This window comes from Janibacter anophelis NBRC 107843 (genome assembly GCF_001570945.1).
In the GTDB taxonomy this organism is placed as follows: Bacteria; Actinomycetota; Actinomycetes; order Actinomycetales; family Dermatophilaceae; genus Janibacter; species Janibacter anophelis.
Genome location: NZ_BCSQ01000019.1, coordinates 22,447 through 34,048, shown reverse-complemented (window position 1 = coordinate 34,048; position 11,602 = coordinate 22,447). Strand labels below are relative to the sequence as shown.

The 11,602-nt window shown below is 72.7% G+C and carries 10 protein-coding genes; 9 read left to right on the top strand and 1 reads right to left on the bottom strand.

What is annotated here, in order from left to right; genetic code table 11:
- The first annotated feature begins 12 nt into the window (after positions 1-12).
- Positions 13-1,428 (top strand): replication-associated recombination protein A, encoded by a 1,416-nt coding sequence (locus tag JAN01S_RS06935; protein ID WP_068315700.1) that lies wholly within the window; start codon positions 13-15, stop codon positions 1,426-1,428.
- Here the strand turns inward: JAN01S_RS06935 and JAN01S_RS06930 are convergent.
- Positions 1,403-2,473, bottom strand: coding sequence for an LLM class flavin-dependent oxidoreductase (locus JAN01S_RS06930; protein WP_068315697.1), 1,071 nt, complete (start codon positions 2,471-2,473; stop codon positions 1,403-1,405). The two genes, JAN01S_RS06935 and JAN01S_RS06930, sit on opposite strands and share 26 nt — an antisense overlap.
- Before the next feature lie 47 nt (positions 2,474-2,520).
- On the opposite strand from JAN01S_RS06930, the gene JAN01S_RS06925 reads away from it, so the two are divergent.
- From JAN01S_RS06925 to aroB, 8 genes are all read left to right on the top strand, one after another.
- Positions 2,521-3,417 (top strand): hypothetical protein, encoded by an 897-nt coding sequence (locus tag JAN01S_RS06925; RefSeq protein WP_068315694.1) that lies wholly within the window; start codon positions 2,521-2,523, stop codon positions 3,415-3,417.
- A gap of 174 nt (positions 3,418-3,591) precedes the next feature.
- Positions 3,592-6,273 (top strand): alanine--tRNA ligase, encoded by a 2,682-nt coding sequence (gene alaS, locus JAN01S_RS06920; protein WP_068315691.1) that lies wholly within the window; start codon positions 3,592-3,594, stop codon positions 6,271-6,273.
- The gene (gene ruvX, locus JAN01S_RS06915; RefSeq protein WP_244884777.1) at positions 6,266-6,799 is read left to right on the top strand and encodes a Holliday junction resolvase RuvX; all 534 of its coding nucleotides are present in this window, start codon (positions 6,266-6,268) and stop codon (positions 6,797-6,799) included. Before alaS ends, ruvX begins: the two co-directional genes overlap by 8 nt.
- Positions 6,796-7,935: an endolytic transglycosylase MltG gene (gene mltG / locus JAN01S_RS06910; protein ID WP_068315685.1), complete on the top strand. Its 1,140-nt coding sequence runs from the start codon at positions 6,796-6,798 to the stop codon at positions 7,933-7,935. Before ruvX ends, mltG begins: the two co-directional genes overlap by 4 nt.
- A gap of 4 nt (positions 7,936-7,939) precedes the next feature.
- Positions 7,940-8,761, top strand: coding sequence for a shikimate dehydrogenase (locus JAN01S_RS06905; protein WP_244884776.1), 822 nt, complete (start codon positions 7,940-7,942; stop codon positions 8,759-8,761).
- Positions 8,762-8,796: 35 nt separating this feature from the next.
- Positions 8,797-10,026, top strand: coding sequence for a chorismate synthase (gene aroC, locus JAN01S_RS06900; protein ID WP_068315678.1), 1,230 nt, complete (start codon positions 8,797-8,799; stop codon positions 10,024-10,026).
- Positions 10,014-10,535 carry a shikimate kinase gene (locus tag JAN01S_RS06895; RefSeq protein ID WP_306305657.1) on the top strand — a complete coding sequence of 174 codons (522 nt, stop codon included), beginning with the start codon at positions 10,014-10,016 and terminating at the stop codon, positions 10,533-10,535. The genes aroC and JAN01S_RS06895 overlap by 13 nt, the downstream gene beginning before the upstream one ends.
- On the top strand, positions 10,532-11,602 hold the full coding sequence (gene aroB / locus JAN01S_RS06890; protein ID WP_068315672.1) for a 3-dehydroquinate synthase: 1,071 nt from the start codon (positions 10,532-10,534) through the stop codon (positions 11,600-11,602). Before JAN01S_RS06895 ends, aroB begins: the two co-directional genes overlap by 4 nt.

The window sequence follows — 11,602 nt, the reverse complement described above, 5'->3', positions numbered from 1 at the left end:
AGCGTGCCACTTGTGGTTCCCGACGATCTCTTCGCCTCCGCGGCCGGTGACGCAGCCCACGCCGCCGCGGACCTCAACGCGCCGCTGGCGGTGCGGATGCGACCCCGTGACCTCGACGAGGTGCGAGGTCAGCGCGAGGTGCTGCGCCCGGGTTCACCGCTGCGCCGGCTCGTGGAGGGCAGCGCCAACGCGGTCGCCGGACCGATGTCGGCGATCCTGTGGGGACCGCCCGGGACGGGCAAGACGACGCTGGCCCACCTCGTGGCGACCGCGGCGGACCGGGACTTCGTCCAGCTGTCGGCGGTGACCGCGGGCGTCAAGGACGTGCGCGCGGTGCTCGAGCGGGCGTCGACCAACCGGTCGATGTACGGCCGCCAGACGGTGCTCTTCCTCGACGAGATCCACCGCTTCTCCAAGGCGCAGCAGGACGCCCTGCTGCCGGGGGTGGAGAACCGGGAGGTCGTCCTCGTCGCGGCGACGACGGAGAACCCGAGCTTTTCGGTCATCGCGCCGCTGCTCTCGCGCTCGATCCTCGTCACCCTCGAGTCCCTGACCCGCGAGGAGGTCGGCGAGGTCATCGACGCCGCCCTGACGGACGATCGGGGGCTCGCCGGCGGGTATGACCTGGCCGACGACGCGCGGGAGCACCTCGTCGCGATCGCCGGAGGCGATGCCCGACGGGCACTGACCTCCCTCGAGGCCTCGGCCGGGGTGGCCGACGATGACTTCCCCTTCGGCCGAGAGGTCCCCGCGACGGGGGTGCCGCTCACGCTCGCGCACGTCGAGCAGGCGGTCGCCCGTGCCGCGGTGCGCTACGACCGCACCGGCGACCAGCACTACGACGTCGCCTCCGCCTTCATCAAGTCGATGCGGGGCTCCGACGTCGACGCGGCGCTGCACTACCTCGCACGCCAGCTCGAGGCGGGGGAGGACCCGCGCTTCATCGCTCGGCGGGTCGTCATCTCCGCGTCCGAGGACGTGGGCATGGGCGACCCGACGGCGCTGCAGACGGCGGTGGCCGCGATGCACGCCGTCGCGCAGATCGGGATGCCCGAGGCGCGGATCATCCTCGCCCAGGCCGTCGTCCACAACACGCTGGCGCCGAAGTCCAACGCGGCGTACACGGGCATCAACGAGGCCGTCGCCGACGTGCGCGCCGGCAAGGTGCAGGCCGTCCCGCCGCACCTGCGCGGCAGCGGCTACACGCAGGCGTCGGACCGCGCGGCTGCCGCGAGCGGGGGAGCGAAGGTCGAGGGGTACGTCTACGCGCACGACCAGCCGGAGGGCGTGGCGGCACAGCAGTACCTGCCCGACGACCTGCACGCGGAGCTGGCCGAGCGCTCGTACTACCGGCCCACGGACCGGGGGTTCGAGGCGCGGCTGCAGGAGCGGTGGGCTTGGCTCAGGGAGCGTCTGCGGGGTCGGTGACCGGACCGTCCGGCGCCTCGGCGAGCAGCTCGCGCACCCTCGGGATCACCTGCTCGCCGTAGAGCCGGATCGAGGACATCCGCTGCTCGTGGGGCAGCGTGCCGTTGGTGTACTTCAGCTGGAAGCGCGAGGCGCGCAGGGTGCGCATCGTCGTCGCGATCTTGCGGGCGACCGTCTCGGGTGACCCGACGTACACGGCCCCCTCGGGAGCGATCTGCGCGCGGGCGGCGGCCTCGGTCATGGGCGGCCAGCCACGCTCCGACCCGAGCTTGCGCATCTGGTCGATGAAGTGCGGCAGGTACTCCTGGGCGGCCTGCTCGTCGGTCTCGGCGACGTGGCCGGGGGAGTGCACGCCGACCGGCAGCCCGGGGTGGCCGGACTCCGCGCACGCGCGGCGGTAGAGGTCGGCCAGAGGCGCGAACTGGGCGCTCGCGCCGCCGATGATCGCGATGACGATCGGCAGCCCGTAGCGGGCGGCGCGGACCACGGAGGCCGGGGTGCCGCCGACGCCGACCCACGTGGGCAGCCGGCCGGACTCGGTCGGAGGCATGATCCGGTCGACGGCCAGAGGCGGGCGCACGGACCCCTCCCAGCGCACCGGCTCCTCGCGCAGGACGTGGGCGAGCAGGTCCAGTTTGTCCGAGAAGAGCACCTCGTAGTCGTCGAGGTCGAGGCCGAAGAGCGGGAAGGACTCGATGAAGGAGCCGCGCCCGACGGTGATCTCCGCGCGGCCGTGCGAGAGCGCGTCCACCGTGGAGAACCGCTCGAAGACCCGGACCGGGTCGTCCGAGCTGAGCACGGTGACCGACGTGCCGAGCCGGATCCGCTCGGTCGTCGTGGCCAGCCCGGCGAGCAGGGTGTCGGGGGCCGAGATCGCGTAGTCCGGGCGGTGGTGCTCACCGACGCCGAAGACGTCGACGCCGAGCCGGTCCGCGAGCTGGCCCTCCGCGAGGACCTCCCGGATGACCTCGGCGGCTGGGAGGGGGTGGCCCTCGGCGTCGAGTGCGATGTCGCCGAAGGTGTCGAGACCGAGCTGGATCGTCATGGGACAAATCTATGGCCGGCGCGGTCAGGAGACGCCACACTTCGGCCATGCCCGCCCCGATCCACGAGTACGCCGCCGCCCTGCACGAGCACCTCACGCGGTTCCCGCCGACGGAGGGCTTTCGACTCGTCGACGTCCGTGCCGAGGCAGACCAAGCGGCGGACGACACCACGGACACGAAGGGGGACCAGGTCGCCGTGGTCTTCCGGTGGCGGCGCAACCCGCACACCTTCGTCCTGCGCTTCGACCGGGAGTTCGCCGGAGTCTTCGGGCCCGAGGACGCGGTGACGCGGACGCCGCACGACGACGTCGTGCGCGAGGTGTGGTGCGAGAACGTCGGGTTCTGGCTCATGGAGGAGCTCGACACCGGGCTGCTGGCCCGCGCTCGGCGCCGTCGTGCGGGCCCGGAGATCGTCCTCACTGCGCCAGTGCCGCAGACCCACGACGCACCGCAGGTCTGGGTCGACGAGGTGCCGCAGTTCGCCCCCGAAGTGCACCTGCCGTGGCGCATCCACGCCCGGTTGGCGGCGCGGAGCGTGCTGGCCCGGATCCGTGGCCGCCGGGCGCCCATGGCGTGGGCGACGTGGGGCTCTCTGGACGCGGAGCCCGGCGACGGCCTGCGCGACGGCGAGTGGCTGGGAGAGGCGGGGATGGACCCGGCTCGGGTTCGGGCGATCCGGGACGACGGACGACTGCTCGTCTGGTTGCAGGCGCTGACCGATGCGCTCGAGGACCTGGCGGTCGGACAGTGCGCGGTCGTGACGACCGTCGATCCGCAGATCGCGCGGATAGAGGTCCTCGAGACCACCAACCGGGCACCAGAGGGGCTGCGGGACCGCCTCGTCCTCGCCGGGGTCCACGTGGCGGCCGACGAAGGCGCGCGCACCGTCCTCGTGCCGGACGGACGCGGCGGTGACGAGGCCGTCGACACCGCGCTGTGCTGAGGCCGGTCGCGGACCGGTGGGTAAGGTAGGGGCCATGACCGTGCCTCTCGGACGGCCGCGCCGGACCACCGCGCGGCGAGCTATCTCGGGGGCGACCCGCGCCTGACGCGCCGCTCGCCCCCTTCGCTCCTGCCCCGAGAACCCCACTGCACCACTGATTGGACGCGAACACCCATGGAAACTGCCGAGATCCGGCGCCGTTGGCTCAGCTTCTTCGAGGGCAAGGGACACACGGTCGTCCCCTCCGCCCCGCTGATCCACGAGGACCCCAACCTCCTCTTCGTCAACGCCGGCATGGTCCCCTTCAAGCCCTACTTCCTCGGGCAGGAGACCCCGGCCTGGACGCGCGCCACGAGCGTGCAGAAGTGCGTGCGCACCGGTGACATCGACGAGGTCGGCAAGACCTCGCGCCACGGCACCTTCTTCCAGATGAACGGCAACTTCTCCTTCGGCGACTACTTCAAGCGCGACGCCATCGCCTTCGCCTGGGAGCTGCTCACCACGCCCCAGCCCGAGGGCGGCTACGGCCTCGACCCCGAGCGCCTGTGGGCGACGGTCTACACCGACGACGACGAGGCCGAGCAGCTGTGGCTCGAGCTGACGTCGATCCCCAAGGAGCGGATCGTGCGTCGCGCCGAGGCCGACAACTACTGGTCGATGGGTGTGCCCGGGCCGGGCGGCCCGTGCAGCGAGATCTTCTACGACCGCGGCGTGGAGTACGGCCGCGAGGGCGGGCCCGAGGTCGACGAGGACCGCTACATGGAGATCTGGAACCTCGTCTTCATGCAGTACGAGCTCTCCGCGGTCCGTTCCAAGTCGGACTTCGACGTCGCCGGCCCGCTGCCGGCGCAGAACGTCGACACCGGCATGGGTCTGGAGCGGATCGCGAGCATCCTCCAGGGCGTCGACAACATGTACGAGATCGACGAGGTCTACCCCGTGCTGGAGAAGGCGGCGGAGATGACCGGCCGCAGCTACGGGACGCAGTCCGGCCAGACCGCCGGTGACTCCCACCCCGACGACGTCCACCTGCGGGTCGTCGCCGACCACGTGCGCTCCTCACTCATGCTCATCGGTGACGGTGTCACCCCCGGCAACGAGGGCCGCGGTTACGTGCTGCGGCGCATGCTGCGCCGCGCGGTGCGCGCGATGCGCCTGCTCGGCTACGACGAGCCCGCCCTGCCCCACCTGCTGCCCGTCTCGATGGAGCGGATGAGCGCGTCCTACCCGGAGCTGCGCACCGGCTTCGACCGGATCGCGCAGATCGCCTATGCCGAGGAGCAGGCCTTCCGCCGCACCCTCGCGCAGGGCACGACGATCCTCGACACCGCGGTGGCGCGCACCAAGGAGGGCGGTGGCGACACCCTCGCCGGCGAGCAGGCCTTCGCGCTGCACGACACCTACGGATTCCCGATCGACCTCACGCTCGAGATGGCGGCCGAGCAGGGGCTGAAGGTCGACCGCGACGGCTTCGTGCGGCTCATGGACGAGCAGCGCCAGCGCGCCAAGGCCGACGCCAAGGCCAAGAAGGGCGGACACGCCAACACCGAGGTGTGGAAGGAGCTGCGCTCGCTTGGCGCGACCGACTGGCGCGCCTACGAGGAGCTGACGACGACCGGCTCGGTCGTCGGCCTCGTGCGCGACGGCGCCCGGGTCGAGGAGCTCGAGCCCGGCCAGACCGGCCAGGTCGTGCTCGACCGGACGAGCTTCTACGCCGAGTCCGGTGGCCAGATCGCCGACTCCGGCGTCATCGTCGTCGACGGTGCGCGCCTGCTCGTGCGCGACGTCCAGCGCCCGGTCAAGGGCCTGGTCGTCCACACCGTCGAGGTCACCGACGGCGCCGTGCGGGTCGGTCAGGAGTCCTCCGCCGAGGTCGACCCGCAGTGGCGCATCGACGCCTGCCAGGCGCACTCGGGCACCCACGTCGTCCACGCGGCGCTGCGCCAGGTGCTTGGCCCGTCGGCCCTGCAGTCCGGCTCCTACAACAAGCCCGGCTACCTGCGTCTGGACTTCGCGTGGAACCAGTCGCTGTCCGCGGACGCCCGCGCCGAGATCGAGCACGTCGCCAACCTCGCGGTGCGCGACGACTTGCCGGTCTCCGCGGACTGGATGACCCTGCCCGAGGCGCGCGATCGTGGCGCGCTGGCGCTCTTCGGCGAGACCTACGACGAGCAGGTGCGCGTCATCGAGATCGGCGGCGAGTGGTCGCGCGAGCTGTGCGGTGGCACCCACGTGCGCCACTCGAGCCAGATCGGCGCCCTCACCCTCACCGGTGAGTCCTCCGTCGGCTCCGGCGTGCGCCGCCTCGAGGCCTACGTCGGCATGAACGCGCTCGCGCACCTGGCGACCGAGCGGGCCCTCGTCGCCGAGCTGTCGACGATCGTCAAGGCGCCGGCCGCCGACCTGCCCGAGCGTGTCTCCGAGCTGGTGACGCGCCTGCGCGAGGTCGAGAAGGAGCTGGAGAAGGTGCGCCGCGAGCAGGTGGCCGCCTCGGCCGGCTCGCTGACCGACGCTGCCACCGACGTGGGCGGCGTGACCTACATCGGCCAGCACATCGCCGGGGGAGCGCCCGACGACCTGCGGCAGATGGTGACCGACACCCGCTCCCGCCTCGGCGAGGAGCGCCCGACGGTCGTCGCCCTCACCGGTGACGGCGCGGGCAAGCCGGTCGTCGTCATCGCCACCAACGAGGCCGCCCGGGCGAAGGGGGTCAAGGCCGGCGCGCTCGTGCGGGTCGCGGCCCAGGTGCTCGGTGGCGGTGGTGGCGGCAAGGACGACCTCGCCCAGGGCGGCGGCCAGGACGTCACCAAGGTCGAGGACGCGCTGGCGGCCGTCGAGCGCGAGCTCGGTGACTGAGGCAGCGGGCTCCGTGCGCCCCGGTGTGCGCATCGGCGTCGACGTCGGGGACGCCCGGGTCGGGGTCGCCTCGAGCGACCCCTCGGGCCTGCTCGCGACGCCCGTCGAGACGGTCGCGCGTGATGTCGAGCACAACTCCGACGTCGATCGGGTCGTGGAGATCGCCACGGAGCTCGAGGCGGTCGAGGTCGTCGTCGGTCTCCCGCGCTCCCTGGACGGGAGCGAGGGGCCGGCGGCGGCCAAGGCCCGGGAGTGGGCCGCGCACCTGCGCTCCGCGCTCGGGCGGGCCCCGATCGGCAACACGCCGATCCGCCTGGTGGACGAGCGGCTGACGACGGTGGATGCTCATCGGGGTCTGCGCGACAGCGGGCTGGCCGGACGACGCCACCGGGGTGTCGTCGACCAAGCAGCGGCCGTCCTCATCCTGCAGACTGCGCTGGACACGGAACGCGCAACCGGTGGACCCCCCGGAGAACGGGTCGGTCGGCCGCGCCGACGCACGCCGCGGAAGGGCAAGGACGCATGAGCGAGCTGGACGAGGACATCTTCGACGAGGAGTCCCGCACCGGGCACTCACGACGGGCACGACGTGCCGAGGAGGTCCGCTCCTCGCGGCGCGGAGGCGTCGGCTGCCTGGCGATGGTCCTGGCCGCCGCCGTGGTCGTCGCGGCGATGTTCTTCGCCTTCGGCTCGCTGCGCTCCCTCGTCCCGGGCGGTTCCGAGTCCACGGACTTCGAGGGCCCCGGTCACGGGAGCGTCGAGGTGGAGGTCGAGTCGGGGATGGCCGGCTCCGAGATCGGTGAGGCGCTCGTCGAGGCGGGCGTCATCAAGACCACGAGCAGCTTCACCCAGGTCGCGACGGCCCAGCCGGACAAGGCCGGCTCGATCCAGCCGGGGACCTACTCGATGCTCAAGGAGATGCCGGCCTCGGACGCCTTCGACCGGCTGCTCGACCCGGCCAACCGGGTCGGCTCCGGCATCACCATCCCCGAGGGCCTGTGGCGCTCGGAGATCTACGAGCGCCTGTCCAAGGGGACCGGCACGCCGGTCTCCGAGTACGAGCAGGCCGAGGACTCCTCGAAGCTCGAGCTGCCCGACGAGGCCGGCGGCGAGGTGGAGGGATGGCTCTTCCCGTCGACCTACGAGTTCGACAAGAAGACGAGCGCGGTCGAGCAGCTCAACACGATGATCAAGATGACGACCGACGAGCTGAAGAAGGCCGGGGTCGAGCGCTCCGACTGGGAGCGCACGCTCACCGTCGCCTCGATCGTCGAGGGTGAGGCCGGTGCGGCCGACCGCGGCAAGGTCGCCCGGGTCGTCGAGAACCGCCTCGAGGACGTCACCGGCCCGACCGTCGGCATGCTGCAGATGGACTCCACGATCCACTACATGCTCAGGAAGCGGGGCACGATCACGACCTCCGACAAGGAGCGTGACACCGACAACCCGTACAACACCTACAAGAACAAGGGCCTGCCCCCCGGTCCGATCAACAATCCCGGTGCCGAGGCCATCGAGGCCGCGGAGAACCCCGAGGACGGCGACTGGCTCTTCTTCGTCACCGTGGACCCGGAGTCGGGTGAGACCAAGTTCACGGCCGACGAGTCCGAGCACCAGCGCAATGTCGACGAGTTCTGCCGCAACACCGGCAGCTGCGAGTGACGTCGTGGCCCGGCGCGCGGGCGTGCTCGGCAGCCCCATCCGGCACTCGCTCTCGCCGACCCTGCACCGGGCCGCCTACGCGGCCGCCGGTCTGCCGGACTGGGAGTACACGGCCCACGAGGTGGACGAAGGGGGTCTGACCCCCTTCGTCGCCGGGCTCGACGATGACTGGCGCGGGCTGAGCCTGACGATGCCGCTCAAGGTCGCGGCCTTCGACGTCGCCGAGCAGGTGAGCCCGCTCGCTCGCGCGGCGGGCGCGATCAACACGCTCGTGCGCACCGACACCGGGTGGAGTGCCGACAACACCGACGTCCACGGGGTGACGCAGGCACTCCTCGACGCCGGGGCGGCCGGCACCACCTCGGCCACCGTCGTCGGGTCGGGTGCCACCGCGCGCTCGGCCGTGCTCGGCCTCGTGGGGCTGGGCGCCACGCGCATCACCGTCGCCGCGCGCACCCCGCAGCGCGCCGAGGCGCTGCGCGGCGTCGCCGACGTCGACCTGCGGGTCGTGCCGCTCGCCGACTGGGCCGGCACCGGGGACCGTACGTTCGTCTCGACGCTGCCGGGGGGCACGGCCAATGCCGCGGCTGCGGAGCACGCGGGCCCCGGCCTGGCCGACGCCGTCGTCCTCGACGTCGTCTACGCGGACTGGCCGACCCCCTTCGCTCGGGCTGCTCGGGAGCACGGGGCCCAGGTGGTCTCCGGTCTGGAGATGCTCGTTCACCAGGCGGCGCGTCAGTTCGAGCTCTTCACCGGGACGCCGGCGCCCGTCGCGGCGATGCAGGCCGCGGGCCGGGCCGCCCTGGGCCACACCCCGGACGCCTGACGGCCACCTCGGCCGGGGATGCGAGGATTCGTGCCATGTTGCGTTGGTTGACTGCTGGTGAGTCGCACGGCCAGGCCCTCGTGGCGACCCTCGAGGGGCTGCCCGCCGGGGTCGAGGTGACGACGTCCGACGTGGCCGCGGCCCTGGCCCGGCGTCGTCTGGGCTACGGGCGCGGTGCCCGGATGAAGTTCGAGCAGGACCAGGTGACCTTCCTCGGGGGCGTGCGCCACGGCAGCACCCTCGGCTCACCGCTCGCGGTGATGATCGGCAACACCGAGTGGCCGAAGTGGGAGACCGTCATGAGCGCCGACCCGGTCGCGAGCGAGGCACTCGCCGCAGCCGACGACGTCAACGCGGAGAAGGAGATCGCCCGCAACCGCCCGCTGACCCGCCCGCGCCCCGGTCACGCTGACCTCGTGGGGATGCAGAAGTACGGCTTCGACGAGGCCCGCCCCATCCTCGAGCGGGCATCCGCGCGCGAGACCGCGGCCCGGGTCGCGCTCGGCGAGGTGGCCGAGCGGTTCCTCGAGCAGGCCTACGGCATCCGCCTCGTCGCGCACACCGTGGCGATCGGCGAGGGCTCGGCGCCCGCCGACGGGCCGCTGCCGACGCCGGACGACACCCCGGCGCTCGACGCCAACCCCGTGCGCGCGATGACCCGTGCGGGCACCGACGCGATGGTCGCCGAGATCGAGGCGGCCAAGAAGGACGGCGACACCCTCGGCGGCGTCGTCGAGGTCCTCGCCTACGGCCTGCCGCCGGGCCTGGGCAGCCACGTCCACTGGGACCGTCGCCTCGACGCGCGCCTGGCCGGCGCGCTCATGGGCATCCAGGCGATCAAGGGCGTCGAGGTCGGTGACGGCTTCACCACCGCGCGCCGCCGCGGCTCGGCCGCCCACGACGAGATGGAGCGCGACGCCGACGGCGTCATCCACCGGCGCAGTGGCCGAGCCGGCGGGACCGAAGGGGGCATGAGCACCGGCGACGTGCTGCGCGTGCGGGCGGCGATGAAGCCGATCAGCACCGTGCCCCGGGCGCTGGAGACCGTCGACGTCACCGGCAGCGACCCGGCGACGGCCATCCACCAGCGCTCCGACGTGTGCGCCGTGCCGGCCGCCGGCGTCGTCGCGCAGGCGATGGTCGCCCTTGTGGTCGCCGAGGCCTGTGTCGAGAAGTTCGGCGGGGACTCGGTCGCGGAGACCGCCCGCAACCACCGCGCCTACCTCGAGGCGATCCCGGAGCTCATGCGGACGTGGCAGGAGTGAGCGGCGCCCCCTTCGTCGTCGTCATCGGTCCTCCCGGCGTCGGCAAGTCGACCGTGGCCCGTGGGCTCGCCGACCGTCTCGGGCGTCCACTGCTCGACTCCGACACGATCGTCGAGGAGCGCGAGGGGCGCAGCATCTCCGACATCTTCGTCGAGTCCGGTGAGGAGCACTTCCGCGCCGCCGAGCAGGAGGCCGTGCTCGACGCGCTCGAGCAGGACGGCGTCGTCCTCGCGCTCGGCGGGGGAGCGCCGATGATCCCCGCGGTCACCGAGGCGCTGTCCCGTCATCGTGTGCTCTTCCTCGACGTCGGCATCGCCGACGCGGCCAAGCGGATCGGCTTCGACAAGAGCCGCCCCCTGCTGTCGGTCAACCCGCGGCAGAGCTGGATCAGGACCATGGAGACCCGCCGTCCGACCTACGACTCACTGGCGACCCACCGGGTGGACACCGCGGGGCGGGACGTCGACGCGGTGGTCGCCGAGGCGCTGACCCTGCTGGAGGACGCATGAGCCAGACCACGACCATCGCCGTCGGCGAGGACTACGACGTGCTCGTCGGGCACAGCGTCTCCGCGCGGGTCGCCGAGGTCCTGCCGCAGGGCGTCGCACGGGTCCTCGTCGTGCACGGCGAGCCGCTGGCCCCCTTCGCCGACCCGATCGTGGCCGCGCTGCGCGGGGCCGGGATCGAGGTGCATGTCGCCGCCGTCCCCGACGCCGAGGCGGCCAAGACCGTCGAGGTCGCCGCGGGTCTGTGGGCGAGCATGGGCCGGGCCGGGTTCACCCGCAGCGACGCCGTCGTGGCCGTCGGCGGCGGCAGCGTCACCGACCTCGGCGGCTGGGCCGCCGCCGCCTGGTTGCGCGGGGTCGCCGTCGTCCACGTGCCGACGACCGTCCTGGGCATGGTCGACGCCGCCGTCGGCGGCAAGACGGGGATCAACACGGCCGAGGGCAAGAACCTCGTCGGCGCCTTCCACACCCCGGCCGCGGTGCTGTGCGACCTCGACCACCTGGCCACCCTGCCGCCCGCGGACCTGTCCGCCGGTCTCGCCGAGGTCGTCAAGGGTGGCTTCATCGCGGACCCGCGCATCCTCGAGATCGTCGAGGCCGACGCGTCCGGCGTCCAGGACCCGGGCTCGGACTCGCTGCGCGAAGTCATCGAGCGCAAGATCGCGGTCAAGGCCTCCGTCGTCGCGGCGGACCTGCGCGAGTCGCACCTGCGCGAGATCCTCAACTACGGCCACACGCTCGGGCACGCCATCGAGCACCACGAGGGCTACCGCATGCGGCACGGCGAGGCCGTCGCGATCGGCATGGTCTTCGCCGCCGAGGTGGCCCACCGGACCGGGCGGATCGACGCGGACCTGCTCGAGCGGCACCGCTACGTCCTCGGCCTCCTCGGCCTCCCGACGAGCTACTCGGGTGCCACCTTCGACGAGCTGCTCGCCGCCCTGCGTCGTGACAAGAAGACCCGCGGGGCCACGCTGCGCTTCGTCGTCCTCGACGGTCTGGCCGCACCCGCGCGCCTCGAGGGCCCCGAGGAGCAGCTGCTCCGCGACGCCTACGCCGCCCTGGTCTGA

Bases quoted from the DNA above. Each gene is read 5' to 3' on its own strand.
- JAN01S_RS06925 (WP_068315694.1), top strand. From the start codon at position 2,521: ATGCCCGCCCCGATCCACGAGTACGCCGCCGCCCTGCACGAGCACCTC.
- JAN01S_RS06930 (WP_068315697.1), bottom strand. From the start codon at position 2,473: ATGACGATCCAGCTCGGTCTCGACACCTTCGGCGACATCGCACTCGAC.
- aroC (WP_068315678.1), top strand. From the start codon at position 8,797: ATGTTGCGTTGGTTGACTGCTGGTGAGTCGCACGGCCAGGCCCTCGTG.
- mltG (WP_068315685.1), top strand. From the start codon at position 6,796: ATGAGCGAGCTGGACGAGGACATCTTCGACGAGGAGTCCCGCACCGGG.
- aroB (WP_068315672.1), top strand. From the start codon at position 10,532: ATGAGCCAGACCACGACCATCGCCGTCGGCGAGGACTACGACGTGCTC.
- alaS (WP_068315691.1), top strand. From the start codon at position 3,592: ATGGAAACTGCCGAGATCCGGCGCCGTTGGCTCAGCTTCTTCGAGGGC.